Consider the following 20373-nt stretch of genomic DNA (forward strand, 5'->3'; position numbering starts at 1 on the left):
GGTCAGAATCCGTAGCTGATGCCGCCAGCAGTGAAGGTGGCACTTGCGCGCCGCGCGGAATGGCACTGCATGTTGACGGCAATGGGGTTCATCGTGATATGCGTCGAGGCCAGCTCGATATGCACCGCGAAGGCAGTCGCATCGCCGCCCAGGCCCTGCGGGCCGACCCCGAGCTGGTTCACGGCGCGCGACAGCTCCGCTTCCAGCGCGGCGCCGTCGGGGTCGGCGCATTGCGTGCCGAGCGCGCGCGTGGCGGCGCGCTTGGCCAGCGCCACGCACAGGTCCGAGGTGCCGCCCAGGCCCACGCCGACGATGGTCGGCGGGCAGGTCTTGCCGCCGGCGGCGATCACGCTGTCGATGACGAAGGTCTTGATGGCATCCATGCCTTCGGCGGGGATCGCCATCTTGAGAAAGGAGTTGTTCTCCGAGCCGCTGCCCTTGGGCACCATCTCCAGCGTCATGCGCCCGGGCGTGTCGTCGAAGTCGATGTGGATCACCGGCACCTCGATGCCGCAAGACGTGTGGTTGTTCTTGCGGGTCAGCGGATGCACCACGGAAGACCGCAGCGGGTGCTCGCGCGTGGCGCGCTCGCAGCCGCGGCGGATGGCCTGCTTGAAGGCATGCCCGTCGACCGCGATGCCGGTGCCGATCGTCATGTTGTAGATGGGCACGCCGGTGTCCTGGCACAGCAGGTTGTCGGTCTCCTCCGCGATGCGGATGTTCTTGCTCATGGTGGCAAGGACACTGCGTGCCGTGGCGGAGGTTTCGTTCTCCTGCAGTTGTGCGATGCCGTCCTTGACGTCGGGCGGCAGTATTTTCAGCGCGCGGATATACAGTTCCCTGGCCGCGTTTTCCAGTAGGGAGAGATCAATGTTCATGCCTGTCCTCGATGCTCGGCTTGGATGTGTCTGGCTGGCGCTCAGTTGGCCGTCAGGTTGCGGTTCTTGACGATCTTTTCCCATCGCACTGATTCCGTGGCGATGGCCGCGGTCAGTTGCTGCGGGGTATTGCCGACCGGCTTCATGCCCTGTGCGAGCAGCCGTGCCTGGGTGTCGGGATCCGCCAGCACCTTGACCGTGTCCTGCTGCACCTTGCTGACGATCGCCGGCGGCGTGCCAGCCGGCATCACGAAGCCGAACCAGCCGGTTACGCTCTCCATGCCCGTGAGGCCGGCCTCAGCCACGGTCGGCACATCGGGCAGCATGGGCGAGCGCTCGGTGCCGGTGACCGCGAGCGCGCGTAGCTTGCCGCCCTTCACGAACTGCGAGGCCGCCGCGATGTTGCCCACCATCAGCTGCAGCTGGCCCGCCATCAGGTCGTTGTAGGCTAGCGATTCGCCCTTGTAAGGCACGTGCGCGATGTCGATGCCGGCGGCATCGGCAAAGGCCTCGCCCGCCATGTGCACCTGGCTGCCGGTGCCCGCGGAGCCGAAGTTGAGCTTGCCCGGCTGGGACTTCGCCAGGCTGATCAGCTCCTTCAGGTTCCTGGCGGGAACACCGGGATTGACGACGACCAGCATCGGGCCGCTGGCCACGTTGGTGATAAAGGTGAAGTCCTTGGCGCTGTAGGGAAGACGCTGGTAGATGAACGGGTTGACGGTAAACATGCTGCCCGAGGCCAGCATCATCGTATAGCCGTCGGCCGCCGCCTTGGCGGTGACCTGCGCACCGACGGCACCGCCCGCGCCCAAACGGTTCTCGACCACCACGGTCTGCTTCCACATCTCGCTCAGCTTCTGCCCGATCACGCGGCCGAGTACATCCGTGCTGCCGCCTGCGGCGAACGGGACGATCATCGTGACCGGGCGAGTCGGCCATGGATCCGCCTGCGCGGTGCCGGCTGCGAGCACGGCAGCTGCGCCGAGGCAGAGGGCAAGGCAGCGCCTGCGGCTGGCGGACTTCGGGGAAGGTGTCATGGTGGTCTCCTTTGGTGTTGTGGGAATGGCGCCGCTTCAGCCGGCGGCGCTCATCGTTGCGAACCTATGAAAACAGCGAGAGCATGAAGGCCAGCCCGGTGCACAGCCCGGCACCGAGACTGAATGCGACCCAGTCCTTGCGCAGGCCCGTCCACGGCCGGAACTCGATCAGAAGGAGCCGGATGCCGCCCATCATGTGCAGCGAGAGCAGGATCACCAGCCCCCACTCGGCGGCCTCGAACAGCGGGTTGTCGGTGAGTTTCAGGAAGCCGTCGAGCGCCGCCTCGCCCCGGATGGCATGGCCGAGCGCCCAGAAATGCACTGGCAGGAACAGCGCCAGCGCGAGGCCGGAAAGCCGGTGGATCAGGAAGGCCCAATAGGCGGCATGGTTGCGCGCGCGCATGTCGTTTCTCTTGTTTCTCTTCATGGCATCACCACCGCGTAGACGGCGCGCAGGCCCGCCAAGCCCAGCACGGCGGCAAACAGCCATGCCGCCGTCACCACGCTGCGCGCACGCCATGCCAGCCATTCCTCTGCGACCCGCATCAGGCCGATCGGCACATGCACCGCGCAGGCCAGCACGAAGCAGGCGTAGAAGACGCCGAAGGCCCAGTTGCCACGCGTGCGTGCCAGCACCTCGGCGCCGGAGAGTCCGCCGCGCACGGCGACCATGATGACGATGAGATGCCCCACCACGCACAGCGCCAGCACCATGGCGCTGATGCGCTGCCAGTACCACAGCCTGGCCTGGGTACCGACCGATATGGCTTTGTTCATAGCTCCCCCTTGATTGCGGCCTTGGCGACAATGCGCTTGAGCCCGGCGATGCCCGCTGTCGGCGCAAGCTGCTTGGGGCAACGCTCCGTGCAGGAGCCCTGCGTATGGCAGCTGTGGCAGCCGGCGTCGCCGGCAACGGCACGCAGGCGTTCGGTGCCCACCACGTCGCGCACATCGTTGACCAGCGTCCACGCGCGGTTCATTGCTGCCGGACCGAGATAATCGGGACGCCAGCCGACCACATCGCAAGAGGCGTAGCAGACGCCGCAGCCGATGCACTCGATACCGGCATCCGCGGCCTTGCGCGCGGGGAGGCTGGCTCGACGCTGGCGAATGCATCGTGGCGCGTGGCAGCGCCCTTGAACTGCCCCTTGGCGGCGGCCCATTTGTCGAAGAAGGCCGTCATGTCGGTGGCGAGGTCCTTGATGACAGGCAGGTTCGACAGCGGGGCGATCTCGAGTGCGCCGCCCTGCACGACCTTGGCGACGTGCGTGCGGCAACTCCAGCGCGCCTTGCCGTTGACGGTCATCGCGCATGAGCCGCACATGCCGACGCGGCAGGCGAAGCGGTAGCCGAGGTCCGGCTCGAGGTGACGCTGGATGTAGGTCACCACGTCCAGTACCGTCTGGCTGGCGTTGCGCGGCACCTGGTAGGAGACGAATTCGCCGTCCTCATTGCCGCGCCATACACGAACGTTGAGAGTAGTCATGGGGTCGATTGGGGGAGTTTTCGGTGCGCCGCTGCGGTGTCTGCGGCGCTTGTCGATACGGGCGGTCCGCTCGTATTGTTCCGGATTGCGCGGCAAGCAAAAAGCTAGTAATTCTCTTGTCCAGATAAAGAATTCCTTTCCCTGCTCGCGTGCCGGACCTGGCGCGACCGCTTCCCCGCACTGCCATCCCGGAGCCGCAATGCCTTCCATCCGCACCCTCAAGACGTTCCTCGCTGTGGCACGGTGCGGGACGTTTGCCGCGGCGGGCAAGCAGATCGGGCTGACGCCCGCCGCGGTCGGATTGCAGATCCGCGCGCTGGAAGAAGACCTGAACTGCCAGCTGTTCGACCGCAACGCGCGCGCGGCCATTCTCAATCCCGCCGGCCGCGGCCTGGTGCCGGAGCTGGAGGCGCTGGTGCAACGATACGAAGCACTGGCCTGCGGACGCGATGACGGCCTCTCGGGAACGGTAGCGATCGGCGCCCTGGTGTCGGTACTGATGGGCGCGTTCGCCGATGCCTTGTGGGCGATCAAGCAGGAGCATCCGCGCCTGGACGTGCGGCTCTTCGCCGGCCTCTCGGCCGATTTCGCGCTCAAGGTGGAACACGGCGAACTGGATGCCGCGGTGGTCACGCGCTCGCCGCGCCCGCTGGCAAGGAATCTGGTGTGGACCGAGCTATATACCGAGCCGATGGTGCTGATCGTGCCGCGCCACCCGCATTTCTTCCTGCCCGACGATAGCCGCGAGATGCTTGCCGAGGCGCCATTCATCCGCTTCGAGCCGGGCACGTGGACCGGCAACCTGGTGCAGGAGGTGCTGGACCAGTGCGGCGTGACCGTGAACGAGAGCATGCAGCTCAATTCGAACGAGGCGATCATCGAACTGGTGCGGCAGGGCTTCGGCGTCTCCATCGTGCCGCAGCTGGCCAACGTCACCTGGGAGGGCGACAGGCTGTTGCGCCTGGTGCCGCTCGACGGTGTCGACGTGCGTCGCCGCGTTGGCTTGCTGGAACGCACGACGCATGCGCGCCTGGCATTTACGGATGTCATCAAGGGATACTTCCGGCAAAGCGGTGCGATTCGCGGCGGCAGGCAGCCGGAGGCCGCACGCGATGAGCGTGCAGCCTCTTGATGGAGACTGAAGACTGAAGGACGAAGGCGCCGCGGGTCTTAGTCGGCGTGGATGTCCTGTTCCTTGATCAGCTTGGCCCAGCGTGCCACTTCGCCATTGAAGTAGGTGGTGAACGCCGCGCTGGCCATCGGTGCCGGCGTGAATCCGCTGGCGATGATGCGCTCGCGCACGCCCTTGACCTCCAGCAAGCTGGTCACCGAATTGCCAACCTTGTCGATCACGGCCTGCGGCGTGCCGGCCGGCATCATCAGGCCGGTCCAGTTCTCCACGATGAGATCGGGAAAGCCGGCCTCGGCCACCGTCGGCACATCCGGCATCAGCGGATGGCGCTCGCGCGTCGTCACCGCTAGGGCGCGCAGCTTGCCACCTTTGACGTTCTGCAGCGATTCAGGGAAGTTGGAGAACACCACGTCGATCTGGCCGCCGATCAGGTCGGTCATGGACTGCGTGCCGCCCTTGTAGGGCACGTGGGTGATGGTGGTCTTGGTGAGTCGTTCGAACAGTGCCAGCGCCAGGTGCGGCGGCGTGCCATTGCCGCTGGAGCCGGCGGTCAGGCGGCCCTTATGCGCCGCTTCCGCCAGGTCCTTCAGCGACTTGATCGGCGAGTTGGCAGGCACCACCACCATCATCGGCGACGAGGCGATGCGCGCCACCGGCACCAGGTCCTTCTGCATATTGAATGACAGGCGGGGAAACAGCGTGACGTTGGACGAATGCGCCAGCGTGACCGCCAGCCAGGTGTAGCCGTCGGCGCTGGCGCGGGCGACCTGCTCGGCACCGATATTCGCATTGCCGCCGGGCTTGTTCTCCACCACCACCGGCTGCTTCCATTCCTCGGCCAGGTACTGGCCGACCTGTCGCGCCGAGATATCGGTGAGGCCTCCGGCGGCAAATGGAACGACATAGCGGACCGGCTTGGCCGGGAAGGCTGCAGGTGTGCTGCTGGCTGCGGCCGGTCCGGCAAGCAGCGTGAGCATAAGCAGCGACGGGCCGGCTATGCGCCGGAGGAAGGTGCAATGCATGGTGTCTCCTTAGGTGGGACCGGCGCCTTCTGGCGGGCGCCGTGGATGCGGTGCGGTCAGGCTGCGGTCAGGCTTTGGCTAGCGTGCGCAACTCCTTTTCCAGGGCTTCGGGGATCTCGATGCCGCGCTCGCGCGCCTTGGCCCGCGCGTCGATGCGCCGTGTGCCGGGCAGGCGGGTGCCGCTGTCCGACAGCATGGCGGCGATCAGGGCTTCGAGGCGGGCGTGGTAAGCGGCATCTCCTGCGAAGCTGCCAGGATTGAAGGCCAGGAACAACTGGCCGATACGTGGCTGGTTGCCGGCGTCCTCGAAGAAGGAATCGGCTTCCGCGCCGAAGTGGGCGCCGGCCAGCGACACGATCAGCGTTTCCACCAGCAGGGCAAGCATCGCACCCTTGATGCCGCCCGCGGGCAGCATCGAACCGCGCAGTGCCGCCTGCGCATCGGTGGTGGGCTTGCCGTCGGCATCGAGCGCCCAGCCCAGCGGGATGGGCTTGCCTTGCTTGGCGGCGACCATGATCTTGCCGCGCGCGACTTCCGAGAGCGACAGGTCGATGACCAGTGGATCGGCGTCCTTGCGAGGAAACACTGCCGCGATCGGATTGGTGCCGAACAGCGGCGTGCGGCCGCCCCAGGCCGGCATTGCTGCCGGTGAGTTGCCCATCGCGATGCCGATCATGCCGGCTTGCGCCACCGGGTCCAGATGCAGGGCCGCAGCGCCGAAGTGGTGGCTGTTGGTCACCACGCCGGCGCCAATGCCGCATTCGTGGGCGCTGGCGATGGCGGCCGAGACCGCCTGCGCGCAGGCGGGAAAGGCGAAGCCCGCTTGCGCGTCGATCAGCGTGGTGCCGGGCGTCTGTCGCGCCACCGTGGGCTGGGCATCCCCGTTCACGCGCTGGTGGCGCAGGTGCGCCACATACATCGGCACGCGCGATACGCCGTGCGACGGCAGCCCGGCGAGGTCGGCCTGCACCAGCGCGTGCGCGGTGGGGCCTGCCTGCGCCGCGCTGGCACCCGCGCTTCTCAGCGCGTTCGCGGCGAGTTGTTCCAGTTCTTCTGCCCGAAAGGCGGTCATCCCTGCACTCCCAATGCGTTCTTGACTGCGTCCGCAATCATCATGGAAACGCGCACGTTGGCCTCAAAACTGACGCCGGCGATATGCGGCGTCAGCACCAGGTTCGGCGCGTCCGCCAGGATACCGCCCGCACCTAGCGGTTCCGCTTCAAAGACATCGAGCGCGGCGCCCGCCAGCGATCCCTGGTGCAACGCCGCGGCCAGTGCGGTCTCGTCGACCACGCCGCCGCGCGCGGTGTTGATAAGAACCGCGCCGCGCTTCATGCTGCGCAGGCGCTCCGCATTGATGAGATGGCGCGTGGCCGGCACCAGCGGCACATGCAGGCTCACCGCATCCGCGCTAGCCAGGAGTGCTTCCAGACTCATCGGCGCCACGCCGGTTTCGTGCCACACCGGATGATCGGCCGGCAGTGCCGGATCGTGCGCCACCACCTGCATGCCCAGCGCCTGCGCAAGCCGCGCGGTCAGCCGGCCGATATCGCCAAAGCCGATCAGGCCGAGCGTCTTGCCCAGAGTCTCATGCCCCTCCGACAGGCGCGCGCGCGGCCACTTTCCCGCCACCATGGCGGCGCCGCTCTGATAGGCGCCGCGCAACAGCATCAGCGCGCTCGTGACCACATACTCGGCCACCGAGCGCGCGTTGGCGCCGGTGGCCGGAATCACACGGATGCCACGCGCCTCGCAGGACTTGACGTCGATATTGTCCAGTCCCACCCCAAGCCGGCCGACCACCTGCAGCGCGGGCGCGGCGTCGAGCAGTTCGGCGTCGACCCGGGTGCGGTTGCGCACGATCAGCGCATCGGTCTGCGCCAGGGCGACGAGCAGGGCATCGCGCTGGTCGACCCAGGCTGGCTCGTAGCGCAGCCGGACGCAAGCGTCCAGCACCGCCACGGCATCGGCGTCCATGAACTCGCTGATGCAGACCTGTTTCATCAGGCGGACTCGTGGATGCGCGTGAGCACGAACTCGCGGTGGCCCAGCGCTTCCGCGGCGGTCCAGCGGCCGTTGATGGTGGCCATCATGCATTCGAGCAGCTTGTCGCCGGTCTGGTCCAGCGTCTGCTCGCGCTGCAGCAGGCCCGAGCAGTCCACGTCCATATGCTCGCTCATCAGGCGCACGGTGCGCGGATTGGCGCACAGCTTGATGACCGGCACGATCGGGTTGCCGATGACGTTGCCCTGGCCGGTCGGGAAGAAGTGCACGACATAGCCCGATGCCGCGCACAGCGTGACCATTTCAGCGGCGGCCGAGGACGAGTCCATGAACCACAGGCCGGGGCCGGTCGGCTCTTCGGCTTTGTCCAGCACGCCGTCGACGGTGCATTTCTTGCCGATCTTCTGGATGTTGCCGAGCGCCTTTTCCTCGATGGTGGTCAAGCCGCCGGCGATATTCCCCTTGGTCGGCTGCGATTCGGACAGGTCGGTGGTCTTCCAGCGGTCGATCATGCCCTGATAGCGGTTGAACATCGTCATGAAGTCGTCGCGCACCTTGTCGTTGACGCAGCGCGCGGCCACGATATGCTCGCCGCCGGTGAGTTCCGAGGTCTCGCCGAACACCAGCGTAGTGCCCAGCGGATGCAGCTTGTCGAAGGCGTTGCCCACGGTCGGGTTGGCGCCGCAGCCGGAGGTGGTGTCGGATTCGCCGCACTTGGTCGAGATCCACAGGTCGCTGATCGGGCATTCCACGCGCTGCAGGGCGGTGGCGTACTGCACGAATTCCTTGGCGGCCTTGGAGGCTCGCATGATGGTGTCGTGGTCGCCGTGGCCTTCGATGCCGAAACCCACCACCGGCTTGCCGGTCTTGGCGATGCCGTCCACCACCTTCTTGGTCCAGCCATCCTCGATGCCGATCACCACCACAGCCGCCACGTTGGGGTTGCTGCCCGCGCCGATCAGGGTGCGAAAGTGCAGGTCGAGGTCGGGGCCGAACTGCAGGCGGCCGTATGGGTGCGGGATCGCCATCGTGCCCTTGATGGCGACGGCAACGGCTTCGGCAGCGGCGTTGGAGAGGTCGTCCAGCGGCAGGATGATGACGTGGTTGCGCACGCCGACGCGGCCGTTGTCGCGGCGATAGCCTCGGAAGGTGGTCTGGTTGTCGATGACGGACATGGATGTTTTCTCAGTTTGGGGTATTGGGGGACGGGGCGCGGCGCGGCTTACCAGCGCTTGGTCTTGATGTTGTGGACGTGGGCGTGGTCGCCGGCCGTGATGGGCGCAACCACCTTGCCGATGTCGATGCCGTACTTGAAGACGGTCTGGCCCACTTCCATGTCGCGCAGCGCGACCTTGTGGCCAATCGGAATGGGCTGCTTGGCAACCACCGTGATGACCTTGTCCTCGTCCATGATCCAGGCGTTCAGCTCGGTCCCGGCCTCGATCCCCTCGACCACCGCTACGGCGACCGTGTCTTTTGCATCGTGCAGCACTACGTGAATCATTGCTCCTCCTTGGGTTTTTGTTACGGCGCAGCATGCGGTGAGCGGCAACCGATGGAACAAAGAATAGGTTCTGAATTCCTTCATGTCAACTATGTCATATGTATGAGATGGATGAGTTAATCTCTGGTACATTGCGGTCATTCAGAAAGAGTGCCAAGCCATGAGCAACCTACGAGAGATCCCTCCGCCGGGCGGCGTCCTGTACAAGGACGTGAAACGGCATGCATTGCAGGCGCTGGCCGATGGCGAATGGAAGCCCGGCGAGGCGATACCGTCGGAAAAAAACTGACCGAACGCTTTGGCGTGTCGATCGGTACGCTGCGCAAGGCCATCGACGAACTGGTGGCGGAAAACCTGCTGATCCGGCACCAGGGGCGGGGCACCTTCGTGGCCACGCACCGGCGCGACGATCATTTCTTCCGCTTCTTCAAGGTGGCCCACCTGGACGGCCATCGCGGCTACCCGACCGTGGAGCTGGAGTCGTTCCGCAAGATCAAGGCCGACAAGAGCGTGTGCACGCTGCTTGGGCTGGAGGCCGGCGCGCGCGCATTTCAGCTGACCAACGTGCTGTCGCTGGATGAGCGGCCGGTGATGATCGACGACATCGTGCTGCCGGAACGGTTGTTTGCCGGGCTCACTGAGGCGCAGTTACGCGGGCGGCCCAACACCTTGTACAACTTCTACCAGGAAGCGTTTGGCGTCAACGTGATCCAGACCGAGGAGCGGTTGCGCTCGGTGCTGGCCACGGAGCGGGAGCAGGCATTGCTCGGCGTGGAGCCGGGCGCGCCGCTGATGCGCATTCACCGCGTGGCGTTTTCCTACCACCGGCAGCCGGTGGAGTGGCGGGTGTCGACATTGAACACGGCGGAGCACGAGTTCATCGTGTCGCAGATGCCGAAGGATGAGAGCTGAGGGCAAACCTGACGCATCAGTCGAAGCCGACGGATGGGCCAACACCGCGCGTCACGAGGACGGCTGTCTCTCCCTCTCCCCTCAGGGGGAGAGGGCCGGGGAGAGGGGTGGCTTAGCCAGGAGCCACTTGAAGCGGAGCCTTCGGTTTTGTCCAGCACGATGGCGTAACGAGCGCCCGCCCTCTGCCCCGGCCCCTCTCCCACAAGTGGGAGAGGGGAGCTAACCGGCGGTCTGGAAAGGCGCCGACGGATTGGCCAGCGCCGCTGCTATGACGACGGCTGTAGCGCTTTCAGTGCGCCATGGCCGTGAAGTCCAGCGCGTTGGTCAGGTCGCCCATGGCCTTGCCCTTGTTGGCGAGCAGGGCGGTATCGCGTTGCTGCAGGCCCGGCAGGGTCGGCAGGACAAAGCGGCGGGTGATGAAGCGCAGGGCCGAGGCCGTGTCGTATTGCGTGTGGTCGACAAAGCCCTTCTTCACGTACGGCGACACCAGGATCGCCGGGATGCGCGTGCCCGGGCCCCAACGGTCGCCGGTGGGCACTTGCGCGTGATCGTAGAAGCCGCCGTTCTCGTCGTAGGTGACGAGGATCAGCATGTTCTTCCACTGCGGGCTCTTTTGCAGCTGCGCGATCACGCTGGCGATATGGGCGTCGCCGTCGGTCACGTTGGCATAGCCGGGGTGCTGGTTCAGGTTGCCCTGCGGCTTGTAGAACGCGACAGCGGGCAGGTTGCCGGCGGCGGCGTCCTGCAGGAACTGGCTGTCGAAGTCCTTCAGGTGCGCGCTGCGGTTGGCGGCCTGGCTGACCGGGTCGAAGTTGGCGTAGTAGTTGAACGGCTGGTGGTGTGGCTGGAAGTTGGGCACCGTGTTGTTGTAGATGGCGGTAGGGTCCTGCGTGGCCTTGGCCCAGGCGCCGGCGTACCAGGCCCAGCTCACGCCGCGTGCGTTCAGCAGGTCGCCGATGGTGGTCTGCGTCTGCGGCGGCAGCGTGGTTGCCTTGGTGGGATCGGCGTAGAGGCCCGTGGTATCGGTGGTGGCGGGCTTGTTGCCGCTCGGCTGGTAGTCCGGCTGCATGGTGTTGACGGCGTAGAACATGCCGCTGGCATCCTTCGGCGTCAGCGTGCTGTCGTTCTGGTACACGGCCTTGCCGGAGAGCACGGAGGTGGGATTGCCGGTGCCCGGGGTCAGGCGGACGAAGTTGCCGTTGGCGTCGACATCGATCGCCGAGATCGAGGCCTTGGCCGGCGAGGTGGCCGCGTCGGCGTTCGGGTACTGCGGCGCGCAGGCGCAGATCAGGTACTGGTGGTTCAGGAACGAGCCGCCAAAGGCACCCATGTAGAAGTTGTCGGCCAGCACGTACTGCTTGGCGAGTTGCCACATCGCCATATTGCTGCCGTCGTAGTAGCCCATCGACAGGCCGCCGGCGTCGGAGAACGCGGTGTATTTGTCGTTCTTGCCGCCGTTGATCTGCATCTGGTTGTTATAGAAGCGATGCACGAGGTCGCGCGTGGTGACCGATTGCGAGACCACCACGCCGGTGCCGTTGACGCCGGCCGGGTTATCGATCTGGAACGGCTTGTTTGCCCAGTTGGCGGTATTGGCCTGCGGCAGCTGCACGGTTTGGCCTGCCGCGGTGAGCCCGCCCCAGGTTGGCGGCAGCACCGGCAGCGCGGAGCCGTCGAAGTCCTTCTGCGGCTCGGCGGTGCCGGTCGAGGTGGGGTTCACACCGGGAACGCCGTTGGCGCCCGGGAACAGGCCGTAGAGGTTGTCGAAGCCGCGGTTCTCGGCATAGATCACCACCACGGTCTTGATGTTGTCGAGGGCGACGCGCTTTGCCACGCCGTCGCGCAGTGCCTGGGCGATGTCGCCGCCGCCGGCGACCGAGTCCGCGATCAGGTCGATGGTCTGGTCGATCTCTGCCTGCAGGGTTGCCTTGACGGTCTTGTCGGTTTCCTTGTTGTGGTCGGCCAGCAGCTTGTCCGCCGTCACGCCGATGCGGGTGGCCAGGCGTGCCTTGGCCGCGTTGAGGTCGCCGCCGTTGGACTCCATGATCGCGACCAGCTCGGTCGTGATGGCGCTGATCACGCCGTTGGCGCTGGCCGGTGCGCGGAACACCAGCGGGCGCGTCACGGCCGCGTGGCCGCCGGCGTCATCGTTGCGGAAGGCGTCGCTGCCGATCTCGGCGGCGATCGCGCCCTGGCCGGTCAGCGTAAAGGCGCCGTTCTTGTCGGTGTAGGTGCTGGTCTCGGTGCTATCGCACTTGCCATTGCTGTTGGCATCAATGCAGACCTTGGCGTGCTCGAAGTAGCTGCCGGTCACCACGCCCGAGGTGGTGACGGCGCTCCCGCTGCCGGAGTCGCTGCCGCCACAGGCGGCCATGGCAGCGGCGGCCACCGCTGCAAGGGGATAAAGTCTCAAGGCTCGGCGCATGGAGTTTCCTGTTTCGTTATTTGCGAGGCGGTTTTTCTTGTACAGCCGCGCGATTTTCGCGCTGCTCCATGTCAGATTGATGATGGCGCGGGGACGAAAGGAAGACATCCGGCCATGGATGACACGCCGTTGTCATGCATGCGTGCTAGCTTGGCGGCCCGTTTCCTGAATCTCCTGTGCCTGGGCTGGCGTAGCCATCCCGCCCTCGCCATTCACTTCGCCGCACAGATGCCACTGCGCTCCGTCCTGCCGCCAGTTCCTTCCCCGATCCCCCGTCTTGCCACCGGAGCCCTGCTGCTGGCTTTCGCGCTGGCTTTGGCGGGCTGTGACAAGTCCGGCCAGGAGGGAGCGGCAGTGGCTGCGGCACCGGCATCCGCGCCGGCTGCCAGCCAGGCCGCCGCGCCCGCGCGGCCGGCCTACGCCGATGCGTTCTACAACATGATGGCAACGCGCCGGCCCTCGGTGCCGGCGATGGCCGCGCTTGGCAAGGCGTTGTTTTTCGATCCCGCCTTGTCGGCGTCTGGCCGGCTAGCGTGCGCGAGCTGCCACAGCCCGGCACACGCTTATGGGCCGGCCAACGATCTCTCGGTGCAACTGGGCGGCCGCGACATGCTGCGCACCAGCGCGCGCGCGGCACCGTCGCTGCGCTATGTGCAGAACGTGCCGCCGTTCTCCGAGCACTTCCACGAGAACGACGGCAACGACAGCGAAGACCAGGGCCCCACCGGTGGCCACAACTGGGACGGGCGGGCGTCGTCCACGCACGAGCAGGCCAGTATTCCGCTGCTGTCGCCGCATGAGATGGCGAACGCGGACGCGGCGACGGTGGCCGCCAGGCTGCGCGCCGGCAAGCACGCGCAAACGTTGCGCGAGGTGTTTGGCGCCGACATCCTGGAGCGCGACGAGGTAGCCTTCCAGGCCGCGCTGATGGCGCTCGAGGTGTTCCAGGAAACGCCGTCCGAGTTCTATCCCTACAGCAGCAAGTACGATGCGTTCCTGCGGCGGCAGGTCAAGCTGAGCGAGCAGGAAGCGCGCGGCCTGCGCCTGTTCAACGACCCTGCCAAGGGCAACTGCGCGGCCTGCCACCCGAGCGCGATCAGCGCCGACGGCGTGTTCCCGGCCTTCAGCGACTTTGGTTTTATCGCGCTGGGCGTACCGCGCAACCGCAAGCTGGCGGTCAATGCCGATCCGGCCTTCTTCGACATGGGCCTGTGCGGGCCGGACCGTCCCGACCTGAAGGAGCGGGCCGAGTACTGTGGCTTGTTCCGCACTCCCGGGCTGCGCAACGTGGCGCAACGCAAGACCTTCTTCCACAATGGCGCCTTTCATTCGCTCGAGGAGGTGTTGCGCTTCTACGTGCAACGGGACAGCAATCCCGGCAAGTGGTACCCGCGCAAGGCCGACGGCAGCATCGACAAGTTCGACGACCTGCCGGCGCGGTATCGTGACAACGTCAATATGGAACCCCTGTTCGGCGGCGCGCCCGGCAGCAAGCCGGCCCTGTCGGAGGCGGAGATCCGCGACGTCATCGTGTTCCTGAAGACCCTCAACGACGGCTACCGGATTCCGGCGGCGCACTGAGCGTTCTGAACGGGAATGGCGCGCCCGGCTTTGCTCGGCGCGGGCAGCGCGGGGTGGCGCGACGGCCCCCGGCCTTGCCCGGCATGCGCCGCAAGCTACGCCGGGCCTTTCCTTTTCCGGATCCGTCCCCATTTCCTCCTGACAGCGTACTGTCAGGAGATGTCAGCGCCACACTTCGTCGCGCGGCACGCTGCCGTCCTTCGGGATAGGATAGCGGCCTGACCGTATCCATACCGCGACTTGCGGCGGCTTTTCACCGCGCTCCCGGCGCCCTGTGCCCAGCCCGCCCGCCCCGCAAGCCGCACGCCGCACGCAAGCAACCAGCTAGCCACTCGCAAGCCAAAAAGGACGCATCCCATGTCATCCGGTGTCATCCGTATCCGCGGAGCCCGTCAGCACAATCTCAAGAATCTCGACCTCGACCTGCACACCGGCGAAATGACCGTGGTGACCGGGCCGTCGGGCTCGGGCAAGTCGAGCCTGGTGTTCGATACGCTCTACGCCGAAGGGCAGCGGCGCTATGTCGAGACCTTCAGCGCCTACGCGCGCCAGTTCCTGGACCGCATGGACCGGCCGCAGGTGGACCGGGTGGACGGCGTGCCGCCGGCCATCGCCATCGACCAGACCAACCCGGTGCGCAGCTCGCGCTCCACGGTCGGCACGATGACGGAACTCAACGATCACCTGAAGCTGCTGTACGCGCGCGCCGCCGAACTGTTCGATCGCCAGACCGCGCAGCCCGTGCGGCATGACTCGCCGGAGACCATCTACGCGGAGCTGCAGGCACGTGCCGCGGACGCCGATCCGCGCCTGGTGATCACCTTCCCGGTGGAGCTGCCGGAATCCACCACCGAGGCCGAGATCGAGCAGTGGCTGTCGGTCAGCGGCTACACGCGGGTGCAGGCGCAGCGCGTGGTGGCGTCGCCCACCGGGCCGCGCAAGGTGCTCGACGTGGTGGCCGATCGCTTCCGCCTGGGCAATACAGAGAAGGTGCGGGCCCTGGAAGCCATCGAGGCCTCGCTCAAGCGCGGCAGCGGCCGGGTCAACGTCTACGTGCTCAATACGACGGACGAAGCCGCGGAACCGCAGGTGTGGCGCTTCTCCACCGGCCTGCACAGCCCTGAGAGCGATATCCGCTACGCCGATCCGCAGCCCGCGCTGTTCTCGTTCAACTCCGCCTACGGCGCCTGCGAGACCTGCCGCGGCTTCGGCCGCGTGATCGGCGTCGACCTCGGCCTGGTGATCCCGGACGAGCGCAAGACGCTGCGCGGCGGCGCCATCAAGCCGATGCAGACGCCGGCCTGGAAGGAATGCCAGGACGACCTGATGCGCTACGCCGCCAAGGCGGGCATCCCGCGCGACGTGACGTGGTCCAGCCTCACCCCGGCCGAGCGCGCCTGGGTCATCGACGGCTCGCCGGACTGGAACGGCAAGTGGAATACGCACTGGTACGGCGTCAAGCGCTTCTTCGACTACCTGGAGTCGAAGGCGTACAAGATGCACATCCGCGTGCTGCTGTCCAAGTACCGCAGCTATACGCCGTGCGAGACCTGCGGCGGCGCGCGGCTGAAGACCGAAGCGCTGTTGTGGCGCCTGGGCAGCAAGCCGGGTGCGGACGCCGTGTGCGCGCCCGGGAAGCGCTTCCTGCCGCGCGGTGTCGATTGGGACCGCACTCAACTAGAGGCGCTGCCGGGCCTCACCGTGCACGACCTGATGCTGATGCCCATCGAGCGCATCCGCAAGTTCTTCGACGACCTCACGCTGCCGAGCCTGATGCTCGACGACGCGCTCAAGCTGCTGCTGGCCGAAGTGCGCACTCGCCTGAAATACTTGTGCGACGTGGGCCTGGGCTACCTCACGCTGGACCGCCAGAGCCGCACGCTGTCCGGCGGGGAGGTGCAGCGCATCAACCTGACCACGGCGTTGGGTACCTCGCTGGTGAAGACGCTGTTCGTGCTCGACGAGCCCAGCATCGGCCTGCACCCGCGCGACCTGAACCGCATCGTCGAGGCCATGCATCGCCTGCGCGATGCCGGCAACACGCTGGTGGTGGTCGAGCACGATCCTTCGGTGATGCTCGCGGCTGACCGGCTCATCGACATGGGCCCCGGCCCGGGCGAGCGCGGCGGCAACATCATCTTCGACGGCACGCCTGCCGATATCCGTAGCTCGGGCACGCTCACCGGTGAGTACCTTGCCGGGCACCGCCAGGTGACCGATCTCTCTCGCTGGCAACCGCGCGCGGTGGACGCCAACACGCCGCGCATCGTGCTGGAAGGCGCGACCGAGCACAACCTGCGAGACGTCACGGTGGAGATCCCGCTGCAGCGCCTGGTGTGCGTGACCGGCGTCTCCGGCTCGGGCAAGTCCACCTTGCTGCAGGACGTGCTGTATCCCGCCATGGCGCGCCAGTTCGGCAAGTCCACGGATGCGCCCGGCGCTTTCCGCAGCCTGACCGGCGCGGAACAGGTGGCGGATGTGGTCTTCGTCGACCAGTCGCCCATCGGCAAGACCGCGCGCTCCAACCCTGCCAGCTACGTAGGCGCCTTCGACGAGATCCGCAAGCTGTTCGCCAAGGCGCCCATGGCGCTGCAGCGTAGCTATACCGCGGGCATGTTCAGCTTCAACTCGGGCGACGGGCGCTGCCCCACCTGCGGCGGCTCGGGCTTCGAGCACGTCGAGATGCAGTTCCTCTCCGACGTCTACCTGCGCTGCCCGGATTGCGATGGCCGGCGCTACCGCGCGGAAATCCTCGAGGTGAAGATCGAGCGCGCATTGCCGGGCCAGCCGCCGCGCGCGCTCAGCGTGGCCGATGTGCTTGAGCTGACAGTGAGCGAGGCCGTGGCGCATTTTGCTGGCGACGCAGCCGTGCTGCGCGTGCTGCAGCCGATCGTCGACGTGGGCCTGGAATATGTGAAGCTGGGCCAGCCGGTGCCGACACTGTCCGGCGGCGAAGCGCAGCGGCTGAAGCTGGCCGGCTACCTCGCCGAGACCGCGCAGGCGAGCACTGTACGCGTCAAGCCGATGCCGTACGAATGCAAGCTGTTCATGTTCGACGAGCCCACCACGGGGCTGCACTTCGACGATATCGCCAAGCTGATGCGCGCCTTCGGCAAGCTGCTGGATGGCAGCCATTCGCTCATCGTGATCGAGCACAACCTCGACGTGGTGCGCGCTGCCGACTGGATCATCGACCTAGGCCCCGAAGGCGGCGACGCCGGCGGTGAAGTGCTGTGCGTGGGCACGCCGGAAGATGTCAAGCGCTGTGCGCACTCGCATACCGGCAAGGCCCTGCTGCAGTACGACCGCGCCGTGGGCCACGCTTTCGTCGCGGAAGATGCGGGCGTGCCGCTGCAGGCCGCCTTGCGCGCCGCCCGCGCGCGCCGCGCCATCGAGGGCGAGGACGTGGTGCGCATCGTCAACGCGCACGAGCACAACCTGAAGGCGCTCAACGTCGATATCCCGCATGGCAAGTTCAACGTCATCACCGGCGTGTCCGGCTCGGGCAAGTCCACGCTGGCTTTCGACATCCTGTTCCATGAAGGGCAGCGCCGCTATCTCGAATCCCTCAATGCCTACGCGCGCTCCATCGTGCAGCCCGCCGGGCGCCCGGAGGTGGATGCGGTGTATGGCATTCCGCCCACGGTGGCCATCGAGCAGCGCCTGTCGCGCGGCGGCCGCAAGAGTACGGTGGCGACCACCTCCGAGGTCTGGCACTTCCTGCGGCTGATGTATGTGAAGCTGGGCATCCAGCACTGCATCCATGACGGAACGCCGGTCACTTCGCAAAGCCCGGAGTCGATCGCCGCGCAGTTGCTGCGCGACTACAAGGGCCAGCATGTGGGCCTGTTGGCGCCGCTGGTGGTCAACCGCAAGGGCGTCTACACGGACCTGGCCAAATGGGCCAAGGCGCGCGGCAACACGCACCTGCGCGTGGACGGTGAATTCCTGCCGGTGGACCCGTGGCCGCGCCTGGACCGTTTCCGCGAGCACACCATCGAGTTGCCGGTCGGCGACATCAACGTATCGGCGGACAACGAAGCCGCATTGCGCGCGATGCTCGGGCAGGCACTGGAAGCCGGCAAGGGCGTGATGCACCTGCTGGCCCCGCTCGATGGCCTGCAGCATGCGATGGGCAACGGCGGCACCGCCCGCGTCGGCAGCACCACCGTGTTCTCGACCAAGCGCGCCTGCCCGGTGTGCAGCACCAGCTATCCGGAACTGGATCCGCGCCTGTTCTCCTACAACAGCAAGCACGGCTGGTGCACCAGCTGCGTGGGCACTGGCCTGACCCTCACCCGTGAGCAGCGCGCCGTCTACGACGATACCGTGATGGCCGACGACAACCGCGGGCGCGAGCAGACCCTGCCCTCGGAGCAGCAAGAGCCCGATGACGTGGCCGATACGCCGTGCGCGGACTGCGGCGGCACACGGCTGAACCCGGTGGCGCGCGCGGTCACCTTCGACGCGCACCCCATCGTGGAAGTGGCGCAGTGGACGGTGTCCGACACGCACCGCTGGGTGCAGGGCCTGCACCTGGCCGGCCGTGAAGGCGAGATCGCGCGCGACGTGGTGAGCGAGATCCGCAGCCGCCTGCAGTTCCTTGAGGAAGTCGGCCTGGGCTACCTGAGCCTGGACCGCGCCGCGCCCAGCCTGTCCGGCGGCGAGGCGCAGCGCATCCGCCTGGCCGCGCAGCTCGGCAGCAACCTGCAGGGCGTGTGCTATGTGCTGGACGAGCCCACCATCGGCCTGCATCCGCGCGACAACCAGATCCTGCTCGACGCCCTGCGCAAGCTCGGCGAGAAGGGCAACACGCTGGTGGTGGTGGAGCACGATGAAGACACCATCCGCCGCGCCGACCACATCATCGACATCGGGCCCGGCGCCGGCAAGCGCGGCGGCACGCTGGTGGCGCAAGGCGGCGTGGCGGCATTGTCGGCCAGCCCCGATTCGCTCACCGGCCAGTTCCTTGCGCAACCCATCCTGCATCCGCTGCAGCCGCGCCGCGTGGTCAAGCCGGAGGGCAAGAACAGCGAGGCCGTGCCCGAGCGCTGGCTGACCGTGCATAACGCCACGAAGCACAACCTGCGCAACGTCACCGCCAGCATTCCGCTGGCGCGGCTGGTCGCCATCACGGGCGTCAGCGGCTCTGGCAAGTCCACGCTGGCGCGCGACGTGCTGATGGCCAACCTGCTCGACGCGGTGGGCCGCTCGGTGATGTCCTCGCCGGCCACGCGCCGCGCGCGCAAGGCCGCCGGCAGCGAAGCGCCCGCGCGCTCGCAGGCCACCGCGCGCGCCGAGCCGCGCCGCAAGCTGGAGGTCACGCACAACTGGCAGGGCTGCGAGTCCATCACCGGCTATGAAAGCATCGACCGCGTGCTGGAGGTCGACCAGACCCCGATCGGCAAGACGCCGCGCTCCTGCCCGGCCACGTATATCGGCGTGTGGGACACCATCCGCAAGCTGTTCGCGCAGACGCTGGAGGCCAAGGCGCGCGGCTATTCCGCCTCGCGCTTTTCCTTCAACACCGGCGACGGGCGCTGCCCGGCCTGCGAGGGGCAGGGCGTGCGCACCATCGGCATGAGCTTCCTGCCGGACGTGAAGGTGCATTGCGATGTCTGCCACGGCCAGCGCTTCAATCCGGAAACGCTGGCGGTCACCTGGCGCGGCAAGAATATCGGCGACGTGCTGACGATGGAGATCGACGAGGCGGTGGAGTTCTTCTCCGCCATGTCCAATATCGCGCACCCGCTGCAGCTGATGAAGGACGTGGGCCTGGGCTACCTGACGCTGGGCCAGCCCTCGCCCACGCTGTCCGGCGGCGAGGCGCAGCGCATCAAGCTGGTGACCGAGCTGTCCAAGGTGCGCGACGACATCACCCGCCGTGGGCAGCAGGCGCCGCACACGCTGTACGTGCTGGATGAGCCTACCGTGGGCCTGCACATGGCCGACGTGGCCAAGCTGATCCGCGTGCTGCACCGGCTGGCCGACGGCGGGCACAGCGTGGTGGTGATCGAGCACGACCTCGATGTGATCGCCGAGGCCGACTGGATCCTCGACCTGGGCCCGGAAGGCGGCGTGGCGGGCGGCGGGATCGTGGCCGCCACCGACCCCGAGGGGCTGGTGCGCGTGCGGGCCAGCCACACCGGCGCGGCGCTGGCGTCGGTGCTGGCGCGCGGCAAGGAGCAGGGCAAGGAGGCGGCCGAGAGTGGCAACGGCGGCAGGCGCCGCCTCGCGGCGGCGCAGTAAAGCCGCCGCGGCGGCCTCGCCACCCTCCCGGAAGGCGAGGCTGCAGGCCGTTTTCACCTGGCGGCCCCGGTAGCTGACACAATGACGGATTCAGCAACTGGCGGCCGCCGCCGGTCCAGCCGTGCGCCGCAGAGGTGGCGGCC

13 protein-coding genes and 2 pseudogenes are annotated in these 20373 nt (G+C 67.1%); 4 read left to right on the forward strand and 11 right to left on the reverse strand.

Annotated features, from left to right (window positions below; all coding sequences use genetic code 11):
- Positions 1–2 precede the first annotated feature (2 nt).
- The 5 genes and pseudogenes from OMK73_RS31295 to OMK73_RS31315 all read right to left on the reverse strand — a co-directional run bounded on the left by OMK73_RS31295 (position 3) and on the right by OMK73_RS31315 (position 3401).
- Positions 3–878, reverse strand: a complete 876-nt coding sequence (locus tag OMK73_RS31295; protein ID WP_267605442.1) for a fumarate hydratase — start codon at positions 876–878, stop codon at positions 3–5.
- Positions 879–919: 41 nt separating this feature from the next.
- On the reverse strand, positions 920–1915 hold the full coding sequence (locus OMK73_RS31300) for a Bug family tripartite tricarboxylate transporter substrate binding protein (protein ID WP_267605443.1): 996 nt from the start codon (positions 1913–1915) through the stop codon (positions 920–922).
- A 64-nt stretch (positions 1916–1979) separates the two neighbouring features.
- A complete protein-coding gene (gene sdhC / locus OMK73_RS31305) occupies positions 1980–2318 on the reverse strand; it encodes a succinate dehydrogenase, cytochrome b556 subunit (protein ID WP_267605444.1) in 339 nt (112 codons plus the stop codon).
- Between the two features lie 20 nt (positions 2319–2338).
- Positions 2339–2692, reverse strand: a complete 354-nt coding sequence (locus tag OMK73_RS31310; protein ID WP_267605445.1) for a succinate dehydrogenase — start codon at positions 2690–2692, stop codon at positions 2339–2341.
- Positions 2689–3401, reverse strand: a pseudogene (locus OMK73_RS31315) (succinate dehydrogenase/fumarate reductase iron-sulfur subunit). The gene OMK73_RS31310 and the pseudogene OMK73_RS31315 overlap by 4 nt, the downstream one beginning before the upstream one ends.
- 199 nt (positions 3402–3600) lie before the next feature.
- On the opposite strand from OMK73_RS31315, the gene OMK73_RS31320 reads away from it, so the two are divergent.
- Positions 3601–4533 carry a LysR family transcriptional regulator gene (locus OMK73_RS31320; RefSeq protein WP_267605446.1) on the forward strand — a complete coding sequence of 311 codons (933 nt, stop codon included), beginning with the start codon at positions 3601–3603 and terminating at the stop codon, positions 4531–4533.
- Positions 4534–4571: 38 nt separating this feature from the next.
- On the opposite strand, the gene OMK73_RS31325 is transcribed toward OMK73_RS31320, so the two are convergent.
- The 5 genes from OMK73_RS31325 to OMK73_RS31345 form a co-directional block, all read right to left on the reverse strand.
- Positions 4572–5555, reverse strand: a complete 984-nt coding sequence (locus OMK73_RS31325; RefSeq protein WP_267605447.1) for a Bug family tripartite tricarboxylate transporter substrate binding protein — start codon at positions 5553–5555, stop codon at positions 4572–4574.
- Positions 5556–5622: 67 nt separating this feature from the next.
- The gene (locus OMK73_RS31330) at positions 5623–6627 is read right to left on the reverse strand and encodes an Ldh family oxidoreductase (RefSeq protein WP_267605448.1); all 1005 of its coding nucleotides are present in this window, start codon (positions 6625–6627) and stop codon (positions 5623–5625) included.
- The gene (locus OMK73_RS31335; protein ID WP_267605449.1) at positions 6624–7559 is read right to left on the reverse strand and encodes a hydroxyacid dehydrogenase; all 936 of its coding nucleotides are present in this window, start codon (positions 7557–7559) and stop codon (positions 6624–6626) included. The genes OMK73_RS31330 and OMK73_RS31335 overlap by 4 nt, the downstream gene beginning before the upstream one ends.
- Positions 7559–8734, reverse strand: a complete 1176-nt coding sequence (locus OMK73_RS31340; protein ID WP_267605450.1) for a UxaA family hydrolase — start codon at positions 8732–8734, stop codon at positions 7559–7561. The genes OMK73_RS31335 and OMK73_RS31340 overlap by 1 nt, the downstream gene beginning before the upstream one ends.
- Before the next feature lie 47 nt (positions 8735–8781).
- A complete protein-coding gene (locus OMK73_RS31345) occupies positions 8782–9063 on the reverse strand; it encodes a UxaA family hydrolase (protein WP_006159396.1) in 282 nt (93 codons plus the stop codon).
- A 160-nt stretch (positions 9064–9223) separates the two neighbouring features.
- Here OMK73_RS31345 and OMK73_RS31350 point away from each other — a divergent pair.
- Positions 9224–9975: pseudogene (locus OMK73_RS31350) on the forward strand (GntR family transcriptional regulator).
- 289 nt (positions 9976–10264) lie between these two features.
- Here the strand turns inward: OMK73_RS31350 and acpA are convergent.
- A complete protein-coding gene (gene acpA, locus OMK73_RS31355) occupies positions 10265–12400 on the reverse strand; it encodes an acid phosphatase (RefSeq protein ID WP_267605451.1) in 2136 nt (711 codons plus the stop codon).
- 228 nt (positions 12401–12628) lie between these two features.
- Between acpA and OMK73_RS31360 the strand changes: the two genes are divergently transcribed.
- Together OMK73_RS31360 and uvrA are read left to right on the forward strand one after the other, a co-directional pair.
- Positions 12629–13981 carry a cytochrome-c peroxidase gene (locus tag OMK73_RS31360; protein WP_267605452.1) on the forward strand — a complete coding sequence of 451 codons (1353 nt, stop codon included), beginning with the start codon at positions 12629–12631 and terminating at the stop codon, positions 13979–13981.
- Positions 13982–14338: 357 nt separating this feature from the next.
- Positions 14339–20230 (forward strand): excinuclease ABC subunit UvrA, encoded by a 5892-nt coding sequence (gene uvrA / locus OMK73_RS31365; RefSeq protein ID WP_267605453.1) that lies wholly within the window; start codon positions 14339–14341, stop codon positions 20228–20230.
- Positions 20231–20373 lie beyond the last annotated feature (143 nt).

The sequence above is a fragment of the Cupriavidus sp. D39 genome (assembly GCF_026627925.1).
Lineage (GTDB): Bacteria > Pseudomonadota > Gammaproteobacteria > Burkholderiales > Burkholderiaceae > Cupriavidus > Cupriavidus ulmosensis.